This is a genomic window from Weissella thailandensis (assembly GCF_001932615.1).
Taxonomy (GTDB): domain Bacteria; phylum Bacillota; class Bacilli; order Lactobacillales; family Lactobacillaceae; genus Weissella; species Weissella thailandensis.
This window is the reverse complement of the sequence record NZ_CP014332.1, coordinates 485454-510403: the sequence shown is the minus strand read 5'-3', so window position 1 is coordinate 510403 and position 24950 is coordinate 485454. Positions and strand designations below refer to the sequence as shown.

General features: G+C 39.8%; 44 protein-coding genes. 4 read left to right on the top strand and 40 right to left on the bottom strand.

Going from position 1 to position 24950, the window contains the following annotated elements; translation table 11 throughout:
- Positions 1–22 precede the first annotated feature (22 nt).
- The 40 genes from FOL01_RS02505 to FOL01_RS02335 all read right to left on the bottom strand — a co-directional run bounded on the left by FOL01_RS02505 (position 23) and on the right by FOL01_RS02335 (position 22884).
- Complete coding sequence (locus FOL01_RS02505; protein ID WP_075269159.1) at positions 23–646, bottom strand: Gp15 family bacteriophage protein; 624 nt, start codon at positions 644–646, stop codon at positions 23–25.
- Complete coding sequence (locus FOL01_RS02500) at positions 646–1059, bottom strand: hypothetical protein (protein WP_075269158.1); 414 nt, start codon at positions 1057–1059, stop codon at positions 646–648. Before FOL01_RS02500 ends, FOL01_RS02505 begins: the two co-directional genes overlap by 1 nt.
- Before the next feature lie 87 nt (positions 1060–1146).
- Complete coding sequence (locus tag FOL01_RS02495; RefSeq protein WP_075269157.1) at positions 1147–1866, bottom strand: Ig-like domain-containing protein; 720 nt, start codon at positions 1864–1866, stop codon at positions 1147–1149.
- Between the two features lie 54 nt (positions 1867–1920).
- Positions 1921–2412, bottom strand: coding sequence for a phage tail tube protein (locus FOL01_RS02490; RefSeq protein WP_075269156.1), 492 nt, complete (start codon positions 2410–2412; stop codon positions 1921–1923).
- Between the two features lie 13 nt (positions 2413–2425).
- The gene (locus FOL01_RS02485) at positions 2426–2815 is read right to left on the bottom strand and encodes a phage tail terminator protein (protein WP_075269155.1); all 390 of its coding nucleotides are present in this window, start codon (positions 2813–2815) and stop codon (positions 2426–2428) included.
- A complete protein-coding gene (locus tag FOL01_RS02480; RefSeq protein WP_075269154.1) occupies positions 2812–3153 on the bottom strand; it encodes a minor capsid protein in 342 nt (113 codons plus the stop codon). Before FOL01_RS02480 ends, FOL01_RS02485 begins: the two co-directional genes overlap by 4 nt.
- On the bottom strand, positions 3153–3500 hold the full coding sequence (locus FOL01_RS02475; RefSeq protein WP_075269153.1) for a putative minor capsid protein: 348 nt from the start codon (positions 3498–3500) through the stop codon (positions 3153–3155). Before FOL01_RS02475 ends, FOL01_RS02480 begins: the two co-directional genes overlap by 1 nt.
- The gene (locus FOL01_RS02470) at positions 3490–3897 is read right to left on the bottom strand and encodes a head-tail connector protein (protein ID WP_075269152.1); all 408 of its coding nucleotides are present in this window, start codon (positions 3895–3897) and stop codon (positions 3490–3492) included. The genes FOL01_RS02475 and FOL01_RS02470 overlap by 11 nt, the downstream gene beginning before the upstream one ends.
- Before the next feature lie 54 nt (positions 3898–3951).
- On the bottom strand, positions 3952–4797 hold the full coding sequence (locus FOL01_RS02465) for a N4-gp56 family major capsid protein (protein ID WP_075269151.1): 846 nt from the start codon (positions 4795–4797) through the stop codon (positions 3952–3954).
- Positions 4797–5414, bottom strand: a complete 618-nt coding sequence (locus tag FOL01_RS02460) for a phage scaffolding protein (RefSeq protein ID WP_075269150.1) — start codon at positions 5412–5414, stop codon at positions 4797–4799. Before FOL01_RS02460 ends, FOL01_RS02465 begins: the two co-directional genes overlap by 1 nt.
- 85 nt (positions 5415–5499) lie before the next feature.
- Positions 5500–6702, bottom strand: a complete 1203-nt coding sequence (locus tag FOL01_RS02455; RefSeq protein ID WP_075269149.1) for a phage minor capsid protein — start codon at positions 6700–6702, stop codon at positions 5500–5502.
- Positions 6702–8159, bottom strand: coding sequence for a phage portal protein (locus FOL01_RS02450; RefSeq protein ID WP_083603410.1), 1458 nt, complete (start codon positions 8157–8159; stop codon positions 6702–6704). The genes FOL01_RS02455 and FOL01_RS02450 overlap by 1 nt, the downstream gene beginning before the upstream one ends.
- Before the next feature lie 61 nt (positions 8160–8220).
- Positions 8221–9528: a PBSX family phage terminase large subunit gene (locus FOL01_RS02445; RefSeq protein WP_075269147.1), complete on the bottom strand. Its 1308-nt coding sequence runs from the start codon at positions 9526–9528 to the stop codon at positions 8221–8223.
- Positions 9515–9982 carry a hypothetical protein gene (locus FOL01_RS02440; protein ID WP_075269146.1) on the bottom strand — a complete coding sequence of 156 codons (468 nt, stop codon included), beginning with the start codon at positions 9980–9982 and terminating at the stop codon, positions 9515–9517. Before FOL01_RS02440 ends, FOL01_RS02445 begins: the two co-directional genes overlap by 14 nt.
- A gap of 73 nt (positions 9983–10055) precedes the next feature.
- On the bottom strand, positions 10056–11243 hold the full coding sequence (locus FOL01_RS02435) for a DNA modification methylase (protein WP_075269145.1): 1188 nt from the start codon (positions 11241–11243) through the stop codon (positions 10056–10058).
- A gap of 271 nt (positions 11244–11514) precedes the next feature.
- Positions 11515–11943 (bottom strand): DUF722 domain-containing protein, encoded by a 429-nt coding sequence (locus FOL01_RS02430; RefSeq protein ID WP_075269144.1) that lies wholly within the window; start codon positions 11941–11943, stop codon positions 11515–11517.
- Positions 11944–12075: 132 nt separating this feature from the next.
- Positions 12076–12231 (bottom strand): hypothetical protein, encoded by a 156-nt coding sequence (locus FOL01_RS10990; protein ID WP_156834975.1) that lies wholly within the window; start codon positions 12229–12231, stop codon positions 12076–12078.
- Positions 12232–12362: 131 nt separating this feature from the next.
- Positions 12363–13148, bottom strand: a complete 786-nt coding sequence (locus tag FOL01_RS02425) for a protein NO VEIN domain-containing protein (RefSeq protein ID WP_075269143.1) — start codon at positions 13146–13148, stop codon at positions 12363–12365.
- Between the two features lie 2 nt (positions 13149–13150).
- Complete coding sequence (locus tag FOL01_RS02420) at positions 13151–14227, bottom strand: DNA adenine methylase (RefSeq protein WP_075269142.1); 1077 nt, start codon at positions 14225–14227, stop codon at positions 13151–13153.
- 88 nt (positions 14228–14315) lie between these two features.
- The gene (locus tag FOL01_RS10985; protein ID WP_156834974.1) at positions 14316–14528 is read right to left on the bottom strand and encodes a hypothetical protein; all 213 of its coding nucleotides are present in this window, start codon (positions 14526–14528) and stop codon (positions 14316–14318) included.
- A 238-nt stretch (positions 14529–14766) separates the two neighbouring features.
- Positions 14767–15090: a hypothetical protein gene (locus FOL01_RS02415; RefSeq protein WP_075269141.1), complete on the bottom strand. Its 324-nt coding sequence runs from the start codon at positions 15088–15090 to the stop codon at positions 14767–14769.
- Positions 15087–15431 carry a hypothetical protein gene (locus FOL01_RS02410; RefSeq protein ID WP_075269140.1) on the bottom strand — a complete coding sequence of 115 codons (345 nt, stop codon included), beginning with the start codon at positions 15429–15431 and terminating at the stop codon, positions 15087–15089. The genes FOL01_RS02415 and FOL01_RS02410 overlap by 4 nt, the downstream gene beginning before the upstream one ends.
- 127 nt (positions 15432–15558) lie before the next feature.
- Positions 15559–15699, bottom strand: coding sequence for a hypothetical protein (locus FOL01_RS10980; RefSeq protein WP_156834972.1), 141 nt, complete (start codon positions 15697–15699; stop codon positions 15559–15561).
- Positions 15686–15937 carry a hypothetical protein gene (locus FOL01_RS02405; protein WP_075269139.1) on the bottom strand — a complete coding sequence of 84 codons (252 nt, stop codon included), beginning with the start codon at positions 15935–15937 and terminating at the stop codon, positions 15686–15688. The genes FOL01_RS10980 and FOL01_RS02405 overlap by 14 nt, the downstream gene beginning before the upstream one ends.
- A 93-nt stretch (positions 15938–16030) precedes the next feature.
- On the bottom strand, positions 16031–16189 hold the full coding sequence (locus FOL01_RS10975; RefSeq protein ID WP_156834971.1) for a hypothetical protein: 159 nt from the start codon (positions 16187–16189) through the stop codon (positions 16031–16033).
- Between the two features lie 101 nt (positions 16190–16290).
- The gene (locus FOL01_RS02400) at positions 16291–16737 is read right to left on the bottom strand and encodes a hypothetical protein (RefSeq protein WP_083603409.1); all 447 of its coding nucleotides are present in this window, start codon (positions 16735–16737) and stop codon (positions 16291–16293) included.
- Positions 16737–16904 (bottom strand): hypothetical protein, encoded by a 168-nt coding sequence (locus FOL01_RS10970; protein WP_156834969.1) that lies wholly within the window; start codon positions 16902–16904, stop codon positions 16737–16739. Before FOL01_RS10970 ends, FOL01_RS02400 begins: the two co-directional genes overlap by 1 nt.
- 1 nt (position 16905) lies before the next feature.
- Positions 16906–17631: an ATP-binding protein gene (locus tag FOL01_RS02395; protein ID WP_075269138.1), complete on the bottom strand. Its 726-nt coding sequence runs from the start codon at positions 17629–17631 to the stop codon at positions 16906–16908.
- Positions 17618–18496 (bottom strand): putative phage replisome organizer, encoded by an 879-nt coding sequence (locus FOL01_RS02390; protein ID WP_075269137.1) that lies wholly within the window; start codon positions 18494–18496, stop codon positions 17618–17620. The genes FOL01_RS02395 and FOL01_RS02390 overlap by 14 nt, the downstream gene beginning before the upstream one ends.
- Before the next feature lie 8 nt (positions 18497–18504).
- Positions 18505–19056: a single-stranded DNA-binding protein gene (gene ssb / locus FOL01_RS02385; protein ID WP_075269136.1), complete on the bottom strand. Its 552-nt coding sequence runs from the start codon at positions 19054–19056 to the stop codon at positions 18505–18507.
- A complete protein-coding gene (locus FOL01_RS02380; protein WP_075269135.1) occupies positions 19019–19729 on the bottom strand; it encodes a putative HNHc nuclease in 711 nt (236 codons plus the stop codon). Before FOL01_RS02380 ends, ssb begins: the two co-directional genes overlap by 38 nt.
- The gene (locus FOL01_RS02375; RefSeq protein ID WP_075269134.1) at positions 19729–20370 is read right to left on the bottom strand and encodes an ERF family protein; all 642 of its coding nucleotides are present in this window, start codon (positions 20368–20370) and stop codon (positions 19729–19731) included. The genes FOL01_RS02380 and FOL01_RS02375 overlap by 1 nt, the downstream gene beginning before the upstream one ends.
- On the bottom strand, positions 20367–20555 hold the full coding sequence (locus FOL01_RS02370; protein ID WP_075269133.1) for a hypothetical protein: 189 nt from the start codon (positions 20553–20555) through the stop codon (positions 20367–20369). Before FOL01_RS02370 ends, FOL01_RS02375 begins: the two co-directional genes overlap by 4 nt.
- 47 nt (positions 20556–20602) lie before the next feature.
- Positions 20603–20827, bottom strand: a complete 225-nt coding sequence (locus tag FOL01_RS02365; protein ID WP_075269132.1) for a helix-turn-helix domain-containing protein — start codon at positions 20825–20827, stop codon at positions 20603–20605.
- Entirely contained in the window at positions 20824–21018 is a 195-nt protein-coding gene (locus FOL01_RS02360) for a type II toxin-antitoxin system RelB family anti-toxin (protein WP_075269131.1), read from the bottom strand. Before FOL01_RS02360 ends, FOL01_RS02365 begins: the two co-directional genes overlap by 4 nt.
- A 2-nt stretch (positions 21019–21020) precedes the next feature.
- Positions 21021–21296, bottom strand: a complete 276-nt coding sequence (locus FOL01_RS02355; RefSeq protein ID WP_075269130.1) for a hypothetical protein — start codon at positions 21294–21296, stop codon at positions 21021–21023.
- Positions 21297–21509: 213 nt separating this feature from the next.
- Entirely contained in the window at positions 21510–21737 is a 228-nt protein-coding gene (locus FOL01_RS02350) for a hypothetical protein (protein ID WP_156834968.1), read from the bottom strand.
- A 4-nt stretch (positions 21738–21741) separates the two neighbouring features.
- Positions 21742–21942 carry a hypothetical protein gene (locus FOL01_RS02345; protein WP_075269128.1) on the bottom strand — a complete coding sequence of 67 codons (201 nt, stop codon included), beginning with the start codon at positions 21940–21942 and terminating at the stop codon, positions 21742–21744.
- Positions 21943–21944: 2 nt separating this feature from the next.
- Complete coding sequence (locus FOL01_RS11180) at positions 21945–22661, bottom strand: ORF6C domain-containing protein (protein WP_075269127.1); 717 nt, start codon at positions 22659–22661, stop codon at positions 21945–21947.
- A 1-nt stretch (position 22662) separates the two neighbouring features.
- Positions 22663–22884 carry a hypothetical protein gene (locus tag FOL01_RS02335; RefSeq protein ID WP_075269126.1) on the bottom strand — a complete coding sequence of 74 codons (222 nt, stop codon included), beginning with the start codon at positions 22882–22884 and terminating at the stop codon, positions 22663–22665.
- Positions 22885–23151: 267 nt separating this feature from the next.
- Here FOL01_RS02335 and FOL01_RS02330 point away from each other — a divergent pair, with 267 nt between their 5' ends.
- The 4 genes from FOL01_RS02330 to FOL01_RS02315 are packed head-to-tail and all read left to right on the top strand — an operon-like array spanning position 23152 to position 24920.
- Entirely contained in the window at positions 23152–23508 is a 357-nt protein-coding gene (locus FOL01_RS02330; protein ID WP_075269125.1) for a helix-turn-helix domain-containing protein, read from the top strand.
- A gap of 3 nt (positions 23509–23511) precedes the next feature.
- On the top strand, positions 23512–23910 hold the full coding sequence (locus FOL01_RS02325; protein WP_075269124.1) for an ImmA/IrrE family metallo-endopeptidase: 399 nt from the start codon (positions 23512–23514) through the stop codon (positions 23908–23910).
- Between the two features lie 48 nt (positions 23911–23958).
- Complete coding sequence (locus FOL01_RS02320) at positions 23959–24336, top strand: PH domain-containing protein (protein ID WP_075269123.1); 378 nt, start codon at positions 23959–23961, stop codon at positions 24334–24336.
- Positions 24337–24353: 17 nt separating this feature from the next.
- Positions 24354–24920, top strand: coding sequence for a DUF4839 domain-containing protein (locus FOL01_RS02315; protein WP_075269122.1), 567 nt, complete (start codon positions 24354–24356; stop codon positions 24918–24920).
- Positions 24921–24950 lie beyond the last annotated feature (30 nt).

The window sequence follows — 24950 nt, the reverse complement described above, 5'->3', positions numbered from 1 at the left end:
TATCGTCCCCCTTTCCTCAAAACTATTCACTATCCGCAAATAGACCGTCAAATATAGCAGACGCATTACCACTAAAGCTATCGTCTGCCTTGTTTTTATCTAATTGATAATACATTTGTGCTTCAGCTATCACGCCAGCTTGTTGTGCATTGTCCTTGTAATTAGATAGGTCATCATTACGGATTTGTCTAATACGATTTATTGGTGTTTTTTCACCCAAATTATCAAACAACGCCTTAAAAACATCCCAATGCATGCGGTCTAATTCATTGTTTAAATCAATATGATAATCACTCATGAATGACGCATATATGGCTGCAGCGTCCTGTTCGAAATCATAGTCAGCGATACTTTCAGCTGTTTCGGACTCTTCGGCTTGCTCGGCACCATCATCAAAATTGCCATAAGGCGTTGCGTTGATATAAGTAAATAAATTAGAAACAATACTTCCTTTAGTTGCTAAGTCGTCTATTTGTAAATCAACGGAAAATATATGAAAACACTGGTCAATCTTTTCAATATCACTTAGTGTTTCATCATCTAACACACCAAACGCCTTGATCACTCGATTAAAAGCCAAATTGACATGATAGATATGCCCAGCTAAATCAATAGTTTGTTCAGGTCGTTTAGTGAATGAAAACATTAGTCATTATCCTTTCCACGACGTTGCTTGCGATTAGTACCATACTTTTCACGTAGTTCGTTGCTTTGGCCAGCTTCAAAGATAGCTTGGGCGACCTTTGTGATAGTTGCCGTTCGGTTATCTGCATAACGTACAATTTCGTCAGCTTCTTTTTGGCCCAACGCAGCAACCAAGTATTCCTTAGAAATGGACAACATTTCAGCATAGCCGTCCTGAACAATCTTTCGTTGCTCATCTAAAGTCAAATCTTCATCATAATCAGCCTTTTCAATGTCGTGTAGCAAGTTACCAGCTTTAAGCATCATATCTGAATACTTGTCGTCTAATTCCTTGGTATAACGAGCCGTATAGGTCTTTTTACCGATAACAAAATCTTCCGACTTAATAACTAAACTTGTAATATTAATTGCCATGTTTATTTTCTCCTATAATTTGAGCATCAAAAAAATGGGCCTTGCACCCATTCGGTAGTTTTATATGCTTACTGGCGTTTATATTGTTTACTCTGCTGGAGCTTCTGGGTCTGGGTCGGGTTCAGGTTCTGGCTTAGCAGTAACCGTTACCTTTGCCTCGGCAGTCTTGCCACCATCATCAGTTGTTGCAACTGCGGTAGCAGAACCAGCCTTCACGCCAGTCACCTTACCATTGCCATCAATGGTGAACGTTTCAGGATTACCTGACTTCCAAGCAACCTTTTTGTTAGTAGCATTATCTGGAGCTACCGTTGCTTTAAGTTGTGCAGTAGCACCTTCTTCAACTGATAGTTCAGCTTGGTCAAGGGATACGCCTGTAACTGCAACCACTGGGTCCTTAACTGTCACCTTAATAGTAGCAACCTTACCTTGATCATCAGACGTTGCCGTAACGTTAGCAGTTCCAGCCTTAACGGCAATTACTTTACCGGCGTTATCAACGGTAGCTACATCAGCGTTATCACTTGCCCACTTTACTGCTTTGTTAGTAGCATTATCTGGAACTACAGTAGCTTTCAATGTAGCAGTTTTACCTGTGTCGATAGACAACTTCGTCTTATCTAGAGATACACCTGTTACAGATTGTACCTTAGTCTTGAATGACACAGACTCTCCATCCGACTTACCAGCAAAGGTTAGCGAATAATCATCATATTGTGTATCAGGCTTTAAATCTTTAATAACGACTGGGGAATCAATATTTGATTGAACAATCTTGCCATCTAAATATAAATCAAACTTTGCCATGATGCTCCTTTCTACTCAGCCTCAATAGTTGCGGTGTCGGCTGTAGTCGTTACTCTACTCACCTCCGGTTTCGTCGGGGTTACTCGGAGTTACATCCTCAATCTTCTTAGGCTTTCCATTAGCAGCTAGTGTGAAGCTGAATGTTTGCTTAACGTTGGCAGCACCACCAAATGGCACAACTGATACCAAAGTAGCCACAAAGACTAATTGCTTGCCTGCTGGATCAGTCCAACGTGCCAATGTACGCAATGAGTCCCCCACGTCAGTAAAGCGCTCAGCAACGTAATCTTGTGCTTCATCTCCGTCCACACGGTGTCCAGCAATAGCAAATTGTACAGCCTTACCAGTAACGTCGTGGTCAGAGAAACCTTCTCCAGTCCAGTATGGTGTGGTGTCGGCTGTCTCTGATGCAGAAGGTGTAATTGTTTGGATACCAACTGCAACAGGCGCCCAAGTAGCACTGTCAATATCGTCTAGTGATGTATTTCCAGTCGTATCAATCTCTAATTTGTTTTTGTAATTTAGGTTAAATTCTGTATTAGCCATGTTGTTTCCTTTCTTAAATCGTCAAGTTTGCAGCCCCTGATAGGGACCACACTGTCATTTCATCTTTTTCGCCCTCGAGTTCGGGCTGATCTAAATTCATTTGGTTAAATTCATACGAACCGTTTGAGCTAGTGACCATCAACTCTTCTTTAGATAATTCGCCATAAATGGCCCACATAATCGCCGCAGTATCTTCCGCCGACTTCTCTTGTACCATCAGTTCCCATTTGAAATCCATTTCCTTAGTGGTATCCCAATAAGAAGTGGTAGTACGTCCACCAGGAACAGGGAACAAAGCAATGCTGGGTTCATCAGTTAAAAAGGATAGTTGTACGGGCAATGGCAAATTCAAATGAGTATTTAGATATGTCGCTAATTGCTCCATAAAGTCGTTGTCATTCATTCACGCAACCCCCTTTTAAAAGTATCTATCCAACTATCCATATAATCTTTAGAAGCCTTTCTGTCCCATCTAGGACCTGTTCCTGGTGTGGTGTAGTTATGGAATGAAACAATACCATTTGTGCCATAGAACTGGGCACGAGCATAGACCTCACCATAAGATAAGCGGTCTGGAGTGATCGTTAAGTTAGCTCGCAAATCACCTTTTCTTAACGGCACATACTTTTCCATATCCTTGCCCATTTGGCTGGTCAAATCTAACTTAGCCTTTTGCTTATTAGCATGACTGAGTAATTGATCAACGTCACCAACGTTAAGGTGTATTGCCAAATCTGCCATTAAACCACCTCGATTTCATAACTGAACACACCATCGGAAAACGGATAACCAAAATATTTGATGTTCGTTATCTTGTGTACAGTGCTATTGAACATAACCTTGCCACCTATCCAACTATCATCAAAGGTAGCTTCAGGTGTGTATTGTGGGTAAACAAACAGCTTAGCAGGTTTACTGCGATCCTTATTGTTATCAGTCCCTTGCGTACTAATAACGTCTTGGAAGCGAACGTGGTTTAATACCTGCCAGGTTGGTTCTACATGTTCGCCATATAGTGTTCTATCCTTGGTTGGTGTTGGCTTGGCCACATTTACTGTGTGAACTAATAACCGTTTATCAACGAACATAAGCCACTCCTTTGTATAGCAAACCTAGCGCACCTAAAATAGATTGCACATCAGGCGATAAATATAGTTTTGTATCAGATGAACCTGTATCGCTTTTTCCTGTTGAAACAGTTGTATCTCCGATAGATGAACTAGAAATATTACCCATATCCCTGGCATCAGCTGCCGTCTCAATACCTGTTTTAGCCACGTATTCCATTTGTAAGCCAACAGCCTGTTTAAACTGTTCTTTCATCCAATCTGGCCAATCATCCATGAGCTTGTCATTCTTTAGTAGACGAAAGTTAGTTACTGAATTGATGGCCATTGTTGCACGCATCAGAACCTTGTCAAACGACTCTTTGTCAATATCTTGGAAATGAAGTTGTTGATATTCGTCATACGTTAAATAAGCCATCAAGTAACCTCCTATTCCACTTCAATCGTTGCAGTCGTAGGCGTGGTCGTTATTTTACTCGCCTTCGGACTTACTCGGTGCATCTGCAGAACGTACGATCAATGCGTCATTATCAATTGCGACACCATAATGTTGGTCAGCATTGAACTTCGTTTGCTTGTGGTCAATATCACGTGCAGACTCAGCCAATAGCTCACGCTTTAAGTAAATCTTTAGAGCGCCTGGCTTAACAGCAACGAATTGTCCATCTTCTACCTTCTTAGAACGCACGATTTCCCAGCCTAACAACTCACCAAAGGCACCAGACACTAGAATGTTGTCACCCAATTGTGAGGCACGAGTCCAGTTATCAGCTGCTGCTTTACGTAGCTTAGCTGCATCCTTATAAGATAAGAACAAAGTACCCATTTGGTCAGTTGTCTGTCCCTCAATGGCATCAGGAGCATCCACGAAAGTAGCTTCAATCTTATCAATCAAGTCCATATCAATGTCTGCGTTAGCAAGTGTCAATGGTGCTTCTAATGCAGCTGCTAATACATCATTGTCAATCTTTGAAGCAAGTGCCATGCGGACTTGTCGTTGTGCTTCACCTACTGGATCTCCATAACCTGATAGAACAGACTCATCAGTTAATTCAACACCCTTTGCAGCTTTCTTAATACCAATCTTACGAGTTGTCGTTTCTAGCAAGTCGTAATCAATTGCGGTACCTTCAGCCACATCAACGGCATCACCGATGTACTTGTATGAAGGTACGGTAATCTCGTCTCCTGGGCGACCTTGTAGTGTCGTATCCAGTTGTGCGATACCAGTGAACTTCAATGCTTGTGGTAATTCTGCTTGGATCATAGCCCCCATTACTTCGGGGTCAATCATATTTTCTAATTTTGTAACTGACATTATTTATCTCCTTCAACTAATGTTTGATATTGAGTTGGGTTATCGGTCTTTAAGGCCACCAACTCTTGATATGAGTAATCAGCTAATGCCTTGTTACCATTACCACCATCAGGGTTTGGATTCCCTTTAGATGTAATCGTTGGCTTTGTATTACTCTCGTTTTCATCAGCAAATAAGAAATCATTGTCCTGTTTAACTGCTTCAAGTTGCTCTGATAAGCCAATAAGCTTGCCATCATCGTCAAAGTTTACCTTTTCGGTATCTAACAACGCCTTAACAGCCTTATCGTTCTTAGCTCCAGCTTTACTTAACGCAGCCGCAATCTCGTAATCTTTCTTAGTTGCTTGTAATTGCTCTTCGGCTTTGGCTTTAGAATCGTCAAATTGCTTTTGTAAGTCCTTGAGCTGGCCTTGTAATTCACTCCCTTTCTTGCTGTTCTTTTGCGCTTCAGAAAGTTGCCCATTAACATCTTCAAGTTGAGACTTTAATGAGTCACGTTCCTGCTCTGCGTTAGCTTGTGCCTGCTTCAATGGGTTAATTTCTTTCCCATATTCGGCCATAACTGAGCGAATTTGTTCATCGTTTAAACCAATACCTTGTAGCGTTTCGGTATTCATACATCCTCCTAAGCTGTTGATGAGCGAGCCAGCTCTCGCACAGATTTATTGCATGAAAAAAGAACAGTTTAATGACGTATTCAGGTCAATTCTTTGTTTTGCGTTGCATTTTTAGTTTGTAAACATCTAATAATTTTTGGTTCTTATATATCCGCTCCCTAGAATAGTCACGGTGTAAAAACTCGTTATTATCTAATAGCTTGCGTATTCCTAAGCGTCGCTTGCCTAATAGCGATTGGTAATGCTGGGTTAGTTTATCGTCACCCAATTGTTTAGCGGCTTCTAACTTATACTTGGCATCACGAATACCACGTTCATACGAGCGCTGACTAGCCTGTTTCTTGCCGTTAGCAATCGCTTGTTTCGGCTCGGGTATTTTAGTATCAGGCACCTTATTAACACCAATAATAAAAGGGGTTAATGTGTGGTGGCAATTAATACCTCCCGTCCCATCGGGTTCTCCATAGCCGTGATCATATAATGACGCTACATAACCAACGCCTGCTTCATTGCTTTCAAAACCGTTTCTCTGTTTCGTAACAACATGCCCTTGTATAGGCGCACAGGCAGGACGTGAAGCTGCATGGGAACTCATTATAAAGGTATCTACACCAAGTTCTTCAGCAGCACTTGTGCGCATTTCGTTGTATACACGATAAGTTGTAGATGTCATCACAGTATCTGCATATCGTTCAATGGACCATGTATGCCCACCTTTATCAATAAAACCAGATGGAATACCTTTGTCTATCCATTTCATGACCGTATCAGAGACCGCCTTATCAGGCGATTTAAGCCCTGTTGTTACTTCTGCGACTGATTGTTCAACTATCTTTTGATAGACCTGCATAACTGGGTTTTTGCCCAAATTAGTGGTCAATAGCGTTTGGTTGACTAGATTGTCAATATCTAGGAACGTCTGTTTCGCATAGTTAGATAACGTTTCTTGTACGCTGTTGTAACTTGGTGTGGTTGCATCAGTATCTGCCACAATTTGCTCAGCAGTATCCTGATAGACCTTCAAGCCTTCGTTTTGGATAATCTCATCAATCAACTCACGAGCAACGCCTGTCTGCTTAGCAACATACGCAATGTTCTCTTCATTGAGCATGTGCATATCGTTTAGCTTTTCTAGTTGCCACAAGTAAGGGTTATCTTTTAAATCAGCAACACCACGCTGCTTAATTCGTTTAATCATACGAATAAATAACTCTTGCGCCATATTGCTGTAAATGTCACCAACTACTGAAGCACCTAAAAGCATTTGGTCATCATTTACTTTAGCCATTATTCATCACCAGATGAGTCGTTATAAATATCTTGGTCTAAAGCGCTAGGTACAGGTTCAGACTCATCAGCAATCTCCTGTAGTATATCCAACGCTTCATTCTCTTGTACATCAAGTATTTTCATAATGGCACGTTTCTTTGAAATCAGGCCTGCTGATACTGCTTGCGTGTAGTAAGTCAGTTGCACATTCTTATCAGTGAATACGCCATCATCAAAGTTAAACTGGATATCGCCAATCTTTGGGATGTCACCGTGGTATAGTCCCTCGGCGGTTGCTAACTCTAAGATAGTGACTACTAACTCCTGTAACGCACGTTCAACGTTATTCAAGTGTGAGTTACGTGTTTGATAGGTCATAGAGTTCTCAGATACTACTTCAGTCGCTGTCTTTAACCCATTAGCGGCATCAAATGAGAATGTGCCTGCTGATAAACCAGTCTGCATTTCTAACGTACTGATAAACTGATTAATTGACTGAATGAATTGGTCTGCTCGAATATCCGTTGACAAATCGGTAATTGTACTATCATCCATGTCACCATTCAAACCAACATAAACATTCTGATCAGTATCAAAGAATTGAACAAATTCACCACGTTCATTAACCATCTTAGTTAAGCTTTCAGGAACCATGACTCTTCTTTGTCCCATCTTCACCTCCCAATGGAACTGGTCATAGGTATCGTTGATTTGTCGCAAGGTGCTGCGTGCATTATCAAAGATAGATAGTCCAAGTGGTGAAGTAATATTACGGTTGTTGAAACCAAATGGCTTTAGATAGACGAACAATGGGCGAGTAAAGTTATCTAGCTCTGCATGCTCTGCTAAGTCGGCATAAATTTCATTGGCTGATAATGTTTGTCGTACACCAACGGCATTCTCATCCATTGAGCGATACAACTCATTATCAATTACGTATTTATCGCCGTCCCATGAATGAAACTCTAGCAACGTCCAGTAAACCGTATCTTGTCCTTCAACTGTGGTTGTTTTTGTTGCAATCGCTGCTTCTGAAATATCATTAGCATTTGATTGTAGCGGAAAGAACACGGGTGCTTGTACATAAGCAATCTTAACTTCGTCACCGTCTACATAAGGGCGCATAGCCAAGCCACCTAACGCTAGTCCAGACTCTAAGTATCGTTCAAAGTTCTTAATGAAGTCATTCTTTGAAAAAATGTCATGCACGTAATCATCAGCGGCTGTATTCTTATCAATCGTAAAGGTCATTTGTTCATTAACCAATAACGAAGCCATACGCCTAACTAATACTTGCGCCATGTTAAGAGACGTATATGGTCGGTGCCTAATCTCGCCGTATGTATTGCGGTATGCCACGTCTTTAAACTTACCCTCAAAGTACTGTAAGTTCTCACGAATGCGGTCATATTCCGACTCTGGCACGCCAATTCGTGGGTGGTCAGTGATGTTGGTTAGTGTATTAGTAACGCCCATCTTAGCGCCTCCTCTGCGAAAAAAATTTAAAACGGAATCAACTAATTTCATGGTTCACTCCTTATATCTTTAGTCCTAACAGCCGTGCATTATCTAATACGAAATACTTAAATGCATCGACCGTGTGATCGTCCACCTTAATTACCTTAGGTTCGTCAGTTTCCACTGTTTTTTCGTCCCAACGATAATTCCGGTGCTGTTCAACGAATACTTGATTGTTCTCATTATCCAAATAATAAAAGCGCCCACTCGCTACTAGCGAATAGACACTGTCAATCATGGTTGTATTCTTTTTCTTAGCGACTGGGTGCCAACCAATACGATAGTCTTTGAAGTATTGATTACGTAAGGCAGCTTCAGCACTATCAATCGTGCGTTTAACAATAGGCAATCTACCCCAAGGTTTGTCAGTTTGATTATTAATAAAATCATGTATCTTCACTGATAGCTCGCTTGGTGCCAACTTAACTGCTTGCCCTGCTGGCGAGTAGTAAAACGTATCTAATAAGATAGCTTTATTTTTAGCCGTGATACCCACTAACAATACGGTAGTAGCCGATTGCGCATGCCCACTATCTAGTGCATAAGCCACTTGAGTAATTGGATCGTTATTAGGTATTTCTTGCAATGGGTGGAACATATCCATGTTATACACGTTAGTTCCTAGTCCAACTGCCTCGCCTAAGAACTGCCAGCGATAATAGTCTGGGTCGTTAATCTTAGCCTGTTCAATTTCATTAACGTATTGTTCAGATAAGAACTCCATCTCATCATCTAGGTATGTGGAATGGTCAACTAACCAACCAGGAATAGTCTTACGTTCCTCTGCCCACTGGTTTACCCAATCATAAGGGTTTCTAGGTGGGTTATAAGAGTAATACGTAACGACCTGCTTGTTGCCAGGTAACTTCGCACGTGTATACGTTAAACGCACTGTGTCGACCTCTTCCCAGCTATCATACTCAGCCAACTCTTCGAACCACATGGCGCTTACATAGCCCTTAGCTATTTTCTGTGACTTCTGTTTCATTGGATCATCAACGCCAAAGAAATAAAATCCGCTGCCTGTTACTCTATCAATAATCTTTAATGGCGAGCGCAAGTAACGAAATCTATTCTCGAAACCTAACATAAAGATAGCCCACTTAATTTGCTCATAAACAGAACCAGCTAGGGTATTCCCTATCTTACGAAACACTGCAACGTTTGCCTGCTTATCTGCCAGGAAATCAGTCACAACTTTAATTGATATAGCCGACGACTTGGTAGAAGCTCGACCACCTTTCAGAACAAAATTAGAATACTCTGAATTAAAGAACAAATAATCAAAATGTGGGTTACTTAAATCAGCAACGTTAATCTGCATCATCTTGTCCTTTCTTTGTTCTATCTGTAAACACCAGCTGGACTTCGTTGTAGTCACTAGTGTCCTCTATAAATTCCTTAGCTCGTGCTTCGGCTAAGTCAGCTTCAGCTTTCAACTTACGTGTTTTCTGTACGTTAGCTTGGCGCTCCTCTGATGTTAAAGTACTGTCCGTGTATTTCTCACGGTAATTATTCTTTAACCAAAAAATCATGGCGGTAATATTACCCTTTTGTGCTTTCTCAAACAGTTTGTTTTCAATAGCATAGTTGGCTTGTTCCTTACCTACTTTTAAAGACTGCCCAATCTGCCTATGTTGGGATTTCCACTTCTCTAACGTTCTTGGGTTAATGCCTATTTTTTCGGCTACCTGTTCGTCGGTTAAACCTTTCATTTTCCAGCCACGTAATAAGGCGAGATTTTCAGGCTCTAACCATTTTTGATATTGCCCGACAGCCATTACGCCACCTCCTTGTTTAACGACTAAAAAAGGCAGAAACGTTTATGTTCCTGTCTCCTGCGACAACCATTCATTATTCTTGTATTAATTCAGCTTTCTTGCCAGTAAACTCTTCCCAGCGATTGATAATCACGTCTGCGTACTTGGGGTCTAATTCCATTAAGTATGCGTGACGGCCGTCTTGTTCACAGGCAATCATCGTTGTACCTGATCCACCAAAAAGGTCTAATACTGCATCCCCTTGTTTTGTGCTGTTTTTAATTTGGTAATCAAATAACGGCACTGGCTTCATGGTTGGGTGTAACTTGCTGGCTGTGGGCCTATCAAAGTTAAGTACAGTACTCTGTTTACGGTCTGAATACCATGCGTGTGATCCACCCTCATTCCAACCATAAAGACATGGCTCATGTTTCCACTGATAGTCTTGGCGACCAAGTGTTATTGAGTTTTTATTCCAAATCAAGGTTTCACGTACTTGCCAGCCAACATCCTTTGCTGCACCCTCAAAGTTAAACCGTTCTGAATCAGCGTGCCAAATATAGAATGATGCACCAGCTTTCATATTATTTTTCGCTGCTGTGTAGACAGAAACGAGGAACTCTCTAAATTTAGAGTCCTCCATTTTGTCGTTCATGATAACCAGTCCATCAGTCCTTCTGTGACGTTTTCTAGCTTCATCAACTGATCCACCCATTCCCAATGCTACATTGTATGGTGGGTCCGTTAATAGCAAGTCGGCTTCTTGTCCGCCCATAAGCGCAGATACTTGTTTTGTATCGGTACTATCGCCAACCATTAGTCGGTGGTTACCTAACTGATAGATTTGGCCGAACTTTGATGTAGGTTCCTCTGGCAGTTCTTGTTCGAAATCGTCGTCGATCACTTCTGCTTCATCTTCTACTGGTTCGAATCCGAAGTTGCTCATGTCTAACTCTGCGATACCTTCTAACTCTTCGCTTAACAGAGCCATGTCCCAGTCAGCGAGTTCGCCAGTCTTGTTATCAGCTAATCGGTAAGCTTTAACCTGCTCATCTGATAAGTTATCAGCAACTACTACTGGCACTGTATCTAGGTTTAATTTTTCAGCAGCCTTTAATCGGGTGTGACCAACAATAATGATATTATTCTTATCCACCACGATAGGTTGCTGCCAGCCAAACTCCTTAATAGAATTGGCTGTACTCTCTACTGCTTTGTCATTGTTTCTTGGGTTCTTGTCGTACGGCGTGACGTCCGCAATCGGCATTTGTTTAATATCCATTTCAGCACCTCTAATAAGCATTTATATAAAAAACAGCGTTTCCGCTTAATTGCCGCAGTTGGAGTTGAACCAACAACCTCCTGCGTATGGTACAGGCGAGCTTCCGATGCTCATTGCGACTAGTAAGACTGACAGCATTCACGTACTGACCAGTCTAAGTGGAACCAAATAGGGGTTTACTCTCAAGTAAAAAGGAACTCAATACACTGCTTTTTTAAAAGTGTTCCACAGTACCTATTATGGGCTATTTTTTATGCTTTTTCGGGGGCATTCAGGAGCAAAAACGGGTGGTGGTTTCTACTGATGAAGCTAACCAATGTCCTAGACCTGATTTAAAATCATCTCGCCATTCTCGGACCGTCCGTTCATCAACGTGTTCATCTAACCCAATCTCAACCCAACTTTTCCCTTGGCCATATCTAGCTTTAAGAATTCGTTTGCGGCTTTCGATCGTTACTTCTAACATCATCTCAATAACTGTTTTCTGATACAACATGGCCTGCAAATATTCATCGTTTTGTTCACGGATCATTCTGTTTTCTACAGGATAATTAAAATCATTCTGTTTCCGTCCCCCACCGACATTTTCGTCTGGGGTGCGGTTACTATTAAACTGTAATTCTAGCTTGCGGATATTAATATCCACGTTTAGTTTTCCAGTAAAATAGTCATGTAGTAAGTCGTCCAATCTATCTGCCATATCAAACACCCCCTAATACTATTTTACCTGATTACACCAACGTTTCCAGCCACTCACGGGGGTAAATTTCACTAATTTCAAACACAAAAAAGCACCCCAGCCCAAGTGGTTAAGGTGCCAAGAGTATTATTTTTAAATACCGTACAAATCGTCCAGTGTCATACCTTCAAATAATGCTTTGCGGTTGTTTACATGAAGAGATAAAGTGGAGAAATCGGCCTTTGCCATTTCTGCTTTAAATTCGTCACTCTCTAACAATACGTCTAAATCTAAGAATTCCTCGTCCATATCAATAGCCCCTTTTTATTCTTGATACATGTGTGTCCTTTACTGTGTGACACATCATACCGTTTACGCTCAGGACAATCCAGTTAATTAAAAAGCTCACCGATATTTAATCAGTGAGCTCGTCTTATCTATTATATTTTTCTGCTTACTCTATATGTAGTTGCATCAAAATCAAAACGTTCAAAAAGTTCCTTTGCAGATATAACTTCTATTTCTCCACTGTTTGTATCCTTATCAAAGTTATAGATTCGATATATGAATAGATTATCGTCTTGTTGATGTATATCAAAAAAGCTGCGTTCATTCTCGGTCATATAGAATGGTGTATCTAGATTATTACGAGTTGTTTTAACTTCGATATACCTAGACGATCCGTCATCATTCAAAGATAGTATGTCAAACCCAGCACCATCTCCTTGTAAAATACTTAGATGAATAATACGGTCTAAATCATTCATTGCAAACTTTGAGACTCTACCAGTCTCATATCGCATTGCATATTCTTCTCCAGCCTGGCCAAGTAAATCCCGACTATCGTTCAAGCTAGTCCAGTCTATCTTTCTTGGTGTAAACTGTTCGCGCTTGGTTCTTCTCTTTTTTAACTCATCATGACTGATAGGTCGTAAGGTTGATTGCGAGTTTAGTCCCGTTAAAATACTCCAAACAGCATTGCTCCCTGATTTGTCAACTTGATAAACATTATAATACGTTTCAACCTGTTTTTTTTGATGTGACACTATATTGCCAATCCTTTGAGTAATTAACGGCTCATTTCTACTCCCAGACGGTTCCATATCTTCATCATCAAAATTCATAACAGTATCTAACTTTTGTTTTACCTCAGCCGTAGTCAGCTGTCCATACTGCTCTAGTAACAGACTAACTCCTTTTTTTATTTCTTCCTCTGACGTTGCCATTTTTATTCCCCCAAGCTGTAGTTAGTAATAAGCAAATGTTCTACATCTTGATCGTTCCGATTTTTAAAATTCACTGAATAGTTTTTGTTAAATTTATTCAAAAATAAAGATTCGTCACTATATAGATCTTCTATAAATGGAGTGGCCTTTATGACCATTAGCCACTTGGCATCTTTTATTTTTATCAATAAATCATGTAACCTCTTTTGCTCCATAGCATCAAAGACATGTAAATTATACGTACTAAACTCTGAATCATACGGTGGATCAAGAAATATAAACGTATCTTTATTATCAGGCATAGACTTAGAAAAGTCACCCACCAATAGATCTGTATGTTTTAACTTATTAACTACTGGCTCACTAGTAATTTGTTGGTAACGATATAAGAATTTTTTCTTAGCGTATGTGTTTCCGCCGAACGGTACGTTAAACTCTCCTGAAGCATTGTACCTAAACATTGAAGAATACGCATATTCCCTTAGATATAAATATAATGCCGTTTTTAGTCGTGGACTAACAGAAAAGGCAGTCGCATTATAGATAGTTCGTAAATCAGTATAAATAGCTGACCCCAATACGCCTAATGCATTATCGTCTAGGTTTTTAATTTGGCTATTGACCGAGACTCTTCGTAAAGACTTTATTTTTCTTTCAATACTCTTAATTATTTCGTTATTCAGAATAGTATTTCTGTCTTTCAGCCATTCAATATCATCATATATTGGCTCATCTATCTTTACGGGAACTAGCTCACCAAGCAATAGTGATTCTTTTAATATATTTTCTACCTTGTGCGCAAACACATTTTTATTTTCCCAAATATAGGCAATATCATGAACATAATTTAAAAAGACTTCATCTTGCTCTTTTGTATAAACATATATTGACATTAATTCATTCGAATAATCATTCACTGTCCATCTATCAGCTTCAGTTGCCCAATAGACAGCCCCTCCACCTAGAAATGGCTCCACATAATTAGTAAACTTTGGAAAAAAATTTTTTAAATACTTGTATTCTGCACTCTTTCCACCTGGATATTTAAACAGGGGTTTTAGTAGTTCACTCTTTTTCAAAAAATCATCTCCTTGCACTAAGCTAAACACGTCATTATACCAATAATCATTTTGATATGCTATTCAACTTTTGAATGCAGTTTTTTAACTATACTTTATTTTGATATTGGTCTCTAGTCTCTACCCAGTAAAAGTACTCTTTCATTTGTTCTTTTAATAGTTTTCTGTATAACCCCAAATCATCTGTGCGATATGCCATCTTAATGTTTGCGGTTTGTTTCCAATGGACGTTGCCTTGCATGTCGTACGTTTCCTGCAGCCAATGTTCAATGTCCGTTCGAAAATAATAGTATTTTCTCATGCCATCAAGTACCCTGCCAAAACTAGTGCTACTAGCATCAGAAAAAATACCAGTATTATGAAGTTACTCATAATCTACCATTCCTCCCGATCTGTTATCGTTCTAACTTTCATAATTTGGTATGCCTTGCCGTGATAGGCATTCAACAACTCGTTTAAATCGTCCCCTTGGTCTGTCGGTAACGCTCTGTTATGCCTATCTAGCTTGTTCGTGTTAAATACCACGTATTTTGGAATACTCATTCGCCCATCCTCCCCTTTTCTAGTATTTTATGTGCTTGTCTGTCGTATACCAGCACTGTTTTCTTACTTGTAAATTTATGATCCTTGTCAAAATACCAATAACGGTTGTGATTTGTGATTGTCGTATCGTATCTGTCTCCGTAATAACTGGTCGTATTCGTTGATGCACGTGATGAACAAATAAATCCCAACAGTGCGACAACTCCCACCAGACCTACTACCATTATTAGCCATAAAGCCCAACCAACAATGTCGTCTGGTCTCATCGCTATATAAAAAATTGTGACTGCGGCAATCGCTAAACTAATAAAAATAATCATTTAGGCCTCAATTCTGTGAGTCTGTGACATTCGTCCAACCTTGGGTCTCCATCAAACGATTCATAATCATCGCCATAGTCAGCCTCAAGACCATGCACTAGTTCCATAATGCGGTTAATTTTATCTTTATTTCGGTTATGTCGTTCCACCCTATCCACATTCTCAAACATCTTATTTTTTCCGATTTCTTTAGCCAGCCTTTTTTTAAAGTATGGTCCGCCTAACCAACGTTTATGCACGTCAATTGCCAGCGATATATAATCCATTGATTTTCCTTGTTGGTATAACACCTTGAATTTGGCATATTTTTCCTCATAATCTGGTCTCTCATATACTTTCATTACGCTGCCCCCCTATCTCGCTATATTTGCCGCCTAATTTCGATTGTGCGGCGTGTTTTATTTGCTTTTAGATAAATGCCCGCCCTAACCCTAAAACTCCTTACAAGCCAATTAATGGCTATTTAACTTAAACGTTGCTTTCTTTTTCAATCATCGCTTCTAAACGGTGGATTTCCAGCGTGGTCAGTTTTTGATCATGTACCATTTCTATCCAGCTGAGATAGCCACAACATTCAGCATATTTTCTCTTTTGTTTACTCGTTGCCATTGTGATTGTATTCAGTCTCATAAAATGAGTGTGCTTCAATACGATTAGTTGGCATCAAATCCGTGTACAGCATAACGTTTCCATCTTCGAATGCCTTTTTTTCAAAAGTCCCAAAGCCATTTTTTGTTAGTTTGTCACTGGCATCCTCGTAAGATGAACATTTATGAAAGACAACATCCACGTATGCTCCGTCACGGTATGCATTAATAATATTTGTTTCATCTAGTGATAATTTCATTTTTTTGCTCCTATCCATTACTGGTTACCGTTAACCACTTGTCTAAGTTCAATCATCTGCGGGTCACTGTCAGGTATCACATCATCAGTGAATCTAATCTGAACCCCCGTCAATATAATCACCAACATGATATCTCTGATCGAGAATATGAATTAATCGCATCATTTCATCAGTATCAATTTTTCGTGCGTTAACTCGCTTATTGTCTGCAATGCCATTTTCGATATGATATCTGCCAGTATAGTTCAGCACTACTAAGTCTCCCCACGCTTATCCCGACTTTTTTGGAAATATCTTTCATCCGCATACCTTGCTTGTATAATTTAGCGAATTCAGCATAATGACGTTCTTTTTTATTCATCATCACTCCCCCATTCTATTTCTACTCGTGGATTGGCTTTGTCGACCCCCATAAAATCGTCATACGTGGCCACCACGTACTTTAAGTTGTCGTTAGGCATAAATACCCTGCCTTGCACTGAACTGGCCTGAAAAGCGTCAAATATGAACTTGTGTGTAAACGTCCAGTTGTCTAGGTCTGTGCGTCGGTCAGGAAAGTACCACTCAAAGTGAAACTTGGTCCGTTTGTCGATTGGTTCTAGACCATCAACTATTGCCTGGTCCACTCTGGGGATGATTTTTGCCTGTATTTGGTGCTTGCGTTTGTTGGCAATAATTCGTCCAGCATTCATGCCATGTATCATGATCCAATTGTTCAGGGTCATTTTTACCTGTCTCATTTTCCCTTGTCGTTTCATAGGGATAACGAAATCATCTAGTGGAATAATCAGTTTTTCCATTACGCTACCTGCACAATTTTGATGTCGTTAACAGGCATTTCATAGATCCCTGCCAGCCACACTCGTGCTTCAACTGCATGTTCCAATGGATAAGGCCCCCAATAGCGCTCTTCGCCAAAAGCATGAAACTGTAATTCAAATAGTCCTTTCCCTAAATCTTCTTCCAAACTAAACCTCCCTCACATCTTCCATGTCATCCATATCAATAACATGATCAGGATTACTAGGTATTAGCCTAGATAACGTTGCCATGTCATACTTTTTCGTCAAAGCCAATTCATTGTCGTTTGATGTAATGATCGTTGTTTTACCTTTTCGGGCATCAGCCAATCGAAACAGCATACTTGCCACTTTTTCCTTGGCTTCCTTTTGTGTTTCCTTACCAAAATCATCAAGTATCAGGACATCAACATCTCGCATATATTTTTCAATTACAGATAGTTGCTGCTGTAACTTATCGTCATGAAATGATTGGTAAGTTTTATCTCGCCATTCAATTACAGACACAAACATGTTTGTGTAATCACTACCTAGTCCGTCCATGATTGCTAAAGCTAGTGAAGTCTTACCTGTGCCAGCTTCGCCATTCAAAAATACATTAAATGGCTTTTCTGATAGTTGGCGCATTATCCGATAGGCTTGATTACCGACTTCTTTAGCTTTTTGCTCATTGGGTTGTTTTTCAGGGAGCCAATCACTAAAGTGAAATGTTCTAGCTGTCTCTTCTCCCCACAAACTGGCATTAATGTATTTCTTGCGGTCTTGTGCTTGCCATTGTTGTGTGAATTTAACTGCATCCTGTTTTTCTTTCTCAGCTCGTTGTTCATCACTCAAAACAATCGGATCAAGGCCACGCTTTTTTAATTGATGTACCCAGTCATTAATTGTTGGCATGTCGCTCACGCTTTCTTTGCCTGTCAGCTAACCACTTAGCTTGTTCGGGCGTTAAATCACTTTCTGCTTGACGATTAGATTGGTTACTCTGCCAAACCTGCTCACTTTTTTCATACTGTTCAAGTGTCTTAATGTTGTTGGTTAGCTTATTATTCAAAATGCCGTTGATATAGTTAACGCTGTTTTTACCTGATGCACTTGCTACTTCGACTGCTTTGAGTATTACTTCTATCTCCATGCCATCTTGTTCATGAAAAGCAATCAAGTTATCAAAAGCGATTGAATTAGGGCTGATAAAGATGCCATTAGCTTGTAATGTATTTAAAAGTTGAGTTTTGGCAGGAGTGACGACAGACGACTGAGTATTTTCTGTCTCTTGTTCTCCCTCTGTCTCTATCTCTTTCTCTATATCTATATCTATCTCTTTCTCTACGTGACCCAACCGTGACCTAGATGTGACATTGTCACGGTTGTTATTAGTTGAACTAATTAATTGGCGTTCTCTTTCACGTTGCCTGCGCTTACGTTCGGTGGATGAACTTTCGGAACCAACCATATTTTTCATAGATACTAACTCGACTTCATCTGTGCCACTATCTACCAAAAGCCCTTTGCTATGCAGATAATTAACAGTGACTTGTACGTTTTCATAATCTTCATCAATGTCTAAAGCAATTTCTTCAATGAAATTACTTGACACTCCCTCGAAATATAGTTTTCCATCGGTTTGTAAACTTTTGAGCAACATTTTCAGGTAAATAACCGTGTATGTGTCACCGCCAGCAATTTTCCTTAACGCTTTAATTTCTTTTCTTCCAAAAAAGTTTTCAGGGAGTTTTAACCAAAAATATCTTTTATCTGCCATATTGCCTCCTAAAACGGTAATTGATCCTCAAAGTTCTGATTGTTGCCATACATTTGTTTAGGTGAGAAACCAGTTTGTTGTTGCTTAGGTTGGGGTCGTTGTTGTGACTGTTGTGGTTGTTGGAACACACCTTGGTTACCTTGATTAAAATTGTTCCCTTGGTTGAAATTTCCCTGATTATTATTCCCTTGATTATTGTTGAAATTGTTTGATGTACCTTGCTTACGTTGGTCAGTAACCTCTTTGCTTTCTAATAGCGAGAAATTTTTAACGACAACTTCAGTAACAAATACTTTTTGCCCCTGCTGATTATCATAGCTACGAGTTTGTAGTCGTCCCTCGATGCCAACTAACGATCCTTTAGCTGTCATATTTGCCATATTTTCAGCACTCTTGCGCCAAATAACAAAATTGATAAAGTCGCTTTCACGTTCACCATTACTATTCGTAAATGAGCGTTCAACTGCTAATGTTGCGCTGGCTACGGCTGTACCTGACGTGGTGTATTTCAACTCCATATCTTTAGTTAGTCTGCCAGTTGCTACGACGGTGTTTATCATCTATTTCCTCCATTCGTTTGTAGGTCATTATTCCCAGTTGATTTAACATTTGTGGATCTAAAATTATCCCTTTGACGTGATATTTCTTTTTGAATGTTTGCCAGCCTAATTGGTGTGCTAGTTGGTGGTGTTCACGACACAAAGCGATTAAATGCTTGTTACGGTGGTCGACTAATTCCCGATTGTTTCCCATTCCAATAGTGCTTATGTGATGCACATCTGCATGTTTGCCGCATATAACGCATGACCGATACTTAAGTGATTGATACATATACCTGTCTAAATCATCTTGATATGTCAGTGCGCTATGTCGCATTGGTATATGGTATTTCAATGCGTATTCTAGTAGGAATGAGATGAACTCTCTGGCCGTCGTCATATCCGTATCAGCAAAGCTGAAATATGGATTACCTGTTTCCATAGTGAATAAAAACTTCATCCACTCTTTGGCTTCCTGTGGAATATATCCTGTATAGTCTGCAATTTCGCCAATGACCGCATAAGCTTTCTTACGTTGTACTTTACTAATGTGTCGTTCGTCCTGCACGCTAACTACTACCTGTGGCTGCTCTTCAGTTGTAAATAGGGACAAGCTTGCCAGCTCTTCACGGCTCTCAAGACTTATCGCTATTTGATTACCTTTGATGGCTGTTATTCGTCCCCATAAATCCATTACTTAATACCTGCGTCGTTTATTGCGAATATTGCAGCTCCAGATATTAGCGAAGCTCTATTGGCAGATAATTTATCTAAGTCAGTAGTATTATTGTTTTTCTCCGTCATACTTGCTGTTGCAAATATTTGTGGTAACTTTTCCTTTGGCGCTTCTTTCAGTTTTTCCTTTAGTCTGGCAATAATCGCTTTACGAACTTCCTCTTGTTTTAGCTGCTCTTGCTTCAATGCTGTGATTGCTTGGCCGTCATCGTCGTCATCAGCTACTACTCCAAATGCTGCCGACAGGCTTCCACGCTTGGCATACGTTAGATTAGCCATTGTTTGATTAAGCGTGGTCCCTTGCTCATATGGCATTCCCTCAATGTGTAGTGTTTCCCCTGATGCGTGAATTATATCCGTGACAACTTGTAGTACGACCTTCCCATTTGCAGTCAAATCAGCAATTGTTGATTGGGAATAACTTAGTGGTACTTCTGCGGCCTTAATGGCTGATCGTATAGCACGGTCTATATCATCTAACGCTGCATATGGTCCAAAGTGTCCTTTCTTTGTTTTTTCTGGTTGCACTAGCTGTGCCTGCATTTTTACTAAGTCTTCGTTTAGCTCTGGCGTTGGTCGCCATTCTATTGTTTTATTCATTGTCGTTCCTCCGTATTAACTGATGTGCTGTTATCTTTGATATAGCGTTCGAATTCCTCAGGATTTAAATATCTTCCTGGTTCAATTTCTCGAATATCTAGTTCGCCTAGTTCTATCTCTTCGCCGTATATCGTGTATCCCCAGGGCAATTCATCTTCTGGTGGATCTATCCTGTCATTTGGCATATTTTGTCTCCCCGTGTTATTCTTAGAGGGTAATTGAGCTTCTAAATTTAATTACCCAATGTCTGATCACTGCTATGATTAGGCGTTTTTTTGTGTTCAATTAAGTAATCAACCGATACGTCATAGTAATCAGCCAGTTTAATTAGCACATCTATGCGTGGCTCACGAGTGCCTAACTCGTATCTTTGATAAGTTTGTTGTTTTATCCCCAATTTCTTTGCTGCTTCTTGTGGCTGAAGTCCTTTAGCTTTACGTAGCTCTTTTAGTCTCATTTTTGGTTGCCCCTTTCAACTAGATAGTCGATTGATACGTCATAATAATCAGCTAACGCTTTAAGGGCTAATTTGCTAGGCTTGCGATTCTCATTTTCATATTGTGAAAGTGTGTTCTGTGGCATGTTTAGCTCATCAGCTACTTGCGTTTGTGTTAATCCTTTCGTTTTACGCAATTCTTTTAATCTCATATTTACTGGTCCTCTCTACCAATCAAATAATCTAAATTTGCTATGCCATCACTCAGTCCTTTGAGTAGATGGCTATTTTTGTATAGAAAATTATTGATGTTCATTGCCATCCAAGGTGCGACTAATATGCTCGTTCTAAAACTTCTGAACATTCTAACCGTGTCCTTTTCTGTGCCTAGTTCATCAGCTAGTTCCTTGTCTGTCATGCCAATGATGCCTGCAATCGCTAGTACCCTAACGAAACTAATGTGTTCAATTAACACGTTGGATATTTCCATTTACCCGTTCCTTTTCTACCCTGAGAATTAAGTCTTTTCTGTTTACAAACTTGATATGCAATTTCGCAATACCAGTTGAACCAATACAATGTTCAATCATTTTTTATCCTTTCTGGTGACCGCCCACACCGACTGAAATGCGTTATATGGACCCGTGTAAAATCTCTATTTTTCACATATCAGTCTGTGTCGACGGCCACCCGTTTATTTCGCTTATAGCTTTCTTACTTTGATATCGTCTGCTTTATCTTTACCGTCTACTAAATAAATAATTACCCAGCAAATGATCCGTAGAATAGCTTGTAAGATATCGAGTAATTCATATCTGTACTGGTATCCAAAGTAGATTACGAATAGTACGACTATCGTTGGCAGAATCGCTGCCAATACCGCCATACCCAATAGCTGAATAAACATTAAAAATTCTGCCAACATACTCAATCTCCTATATCTCTCCGTTAGCCCATTGCTTTAATAACTCTTGTGCAAATCTGCCGTCTCTCCGTTCAACTCCTGCCATTACAAAGCTGGGGTCTTCTCTGATTTCTTGGAATTTTCCTTCGCCGTACCCTAGCAAAGCTGCTGCTGTTGGTGTATCTACCCAAAAACGCTGTTCCAATGGAATTTCTGGCTTTTTTCTCGACATATCTATACCTCCAATTCCGTTTGATTGTTTATTTCGTTAATTTGCAGCCGTAGGTTTGTATCTGGCAGCCATTGTGTTGCGTACGTCATTGCTTCATCAAAGCGTTCAGCTGGGATGTTTCTGTATTTGGCAACCCCGAAGTATTGTTTTAAATCTCCCCATGCTCGGCTGTATGCCTTACCCCGAATACTGGCATCTTTGTATGCGCTAGACTCTGGATAGCCTAGGTGGATACGTACCGTACTATTCAACTTGTCTTTAATTTGTGTAGCCAACTCTTCTGGCATGCCGAAGTTCTTTTTCAAGTTGTCTACTTCGCCTGTTAGGCCGTCGATACGCTGATTAACTTCTTCGTTTCCTAAAAGCAAGGTTTTAATTACTTCTCGTGGAGTTTTTGGTTGTCCATAACTGCCTGTTTTACGAATACTTGGTACTACCTCTTCTGTTATCCAATTCTGGAATTTATCTGCTACTGGGTTGTTTGCCTTGATCGCCAATTTGTAAAGTTGCGATTCTGTGATGAAATCGCCTTTTGAAATTTTTCTGCCAGTTTTGGCAGAATTTAGATACTCATTAAGTCGGGACCATCTAACATTGGTATATCCTTTAGCTGTCGAAACTATCCCCATTCCGATCGCTGCTGTTTCTGCATCGAACATTAGCTGCCCGTTTACTTCTTTTACTTTTAATCCGTCAAATACTTGTACATTGTTTTCCATGCTATTTCCCCTCGCTAAACTCACGTTGCTTTAAGTTGATAAAATCTAATGCTCGTTGCCAACGTTTACGATCAAGTTCAGATGCTGTTTTACCTTCTCCAATAATCATTTTTTTAACTAGCGCTGACATTCTTCCTTTATCTAACCCAATAAACTCACCAACCTTTTCCTGTGTTAAATCTGCTTTGATAAGTTTTTCTCGCCAATCCCTTTTGTCCGCCATATTTGCGCACCTCCGTATTATTTATGTGTTATCAGGTTGTTTAACATAGTTGATTTAATACTTTTTTAGTACTATAATTACGCACATAAAGAAGAAATCTATATCCTTATATAAACCGCCTGCCAGCTTGTTTTATTCGGGTATATTATTTATTACTTTGTACAACAACTTGGTACAGCAACTATAATAGTACTTATACGATACCACGTCAACAAAAACGGTACTTTTTCGATACTTTTATTTTTGGTGTGCCTATGAGGTAGAGAAATGACACTATTTGATAGGATTAAAAAAATTGCAAAGGCAAAGGGTTATTCCCTTTCTGAAGTATCAAGACAGTCAGGTATTGGAGAGAAATCCATATATACCTGGAAGCCCAGTAAAACATACCCTGATGGTATTATTCCAAAGCACGACACCCTTCAAAAAGTCGCTGACGTGCTTGGCGTATCAGTTGATTACCTACTAGGCAATACAGACGAAAAAAAGCCCACAGAGGAACCTGTGGACTTGGATAAAGTATTATCAGATGAAGGTATGGCAATGTTTAACGGCCAGCCCTTGTCGGAAGATTATAAGAAAGCATTACTAGCTATGCTTAGGACTATGGATAACGGAGAATAATATATGCACGAAGAGTTACTCGACCGTTTGTTGTATGCCGCCAAAAGGTCTGACATCACAATAACGGAAGTGGCAGGAAGCAGTACGGATCCTGATGTAGCTTTCTGCAATAGACGACTTATCAATATTAACCATAACTATGAGTCTAGTATCAGCGTTGCCTTTAGATTGGCCCATGAGATTAGCCACATTGAATTTTCCAAGCCGTCATATCTATATACATTCTCCCCTTACATTAAGAACAAAGAGGAGCGAGAAACCAACGAACGAGCTATTCGTATCATTTCTCGACTAATATATATAGACACACCCAACGAATACAGAAACTGGTCTAACTTTATGGCAGACTTTGGATTGCCAAGCTGGTTTGAACCTTTAGTCAAAGATTTAATATATGATTAAGACACGTGCAATAATGATCCACGTTAAAAGCTTTAGGGAGTTTGAATAATGGGACTACTAGACGGAATGATGGGCAACGCTACTAAAGTATCAAATGATAGTGTGCGTTCCGAAATTGAACCGTTACTTATTCCAGATGAAGTAATTGAACACTCATATAAGTTAGTTAGGGACTTAGTTATATTTACTGATAAACGACTAATAATTGTTGATAAACAAGGACTAACTGCTACTAAGGTTGAGTATAAGTCAATCATCTATCGGACAATTGCTAAGTTCGCTACTGAGACAGCTGGCCACTTCGACTTGGATGGCGAAATTAAGATTTGGATATCTGGCCAAGTCGAACCATCAGAAGTTTTACAGTTTAAAAAAGGCGAAGCTTTGGCAGATGTGCAACGTCTACTTGCAGAAAAAGTTTTGTAATTGGGGAGTATGAAACAATGAATAGAATTATCAAAACAACCGCTATCGTATTGTCTACTGGCCTAATAGCCACAGGAGTCGCTGACTCTATTAGCTTATCTACTGGTACATCAGGTACGGTATCCGCTGCTACACAAGGTAAGAAAAAAAGTAATCCAATCAAACTGGATGCCAGTGTATATGATGATTTATCAGCGAAAAAGTTTGCTAAGAAGTACAAAGGTAAGTTCATAGAATTTGACGGACTTCTAACAAGCATTCGCAAATATGATCACTATAAGAATAAGGTTAATATGTCCCTAGTTATTGGTGACGATAAAGGTGCAATGTTTACAGACGCTGTTTCCCCTATTTATATGATTGCAAAAAGCACAGATGTGCCTGCTGCTACTCAGGGGTGGATCAAGAAAACAAAAACCGTGAACGACGATTTGCGTGAAGACCCTGATACGGTTCATGTAACAGCCAAGGTTCAAGGATATAAAACCGTTAAAGACGCAAAAGGATCGCCTGACATGAAAGGTCATGCGGTCTACTTAAAACCTGTTAAGGTTAAAGATAATGCTGCTATCTATCAAAGATAGACACAAAAAAACACGCACACCCCGACATCC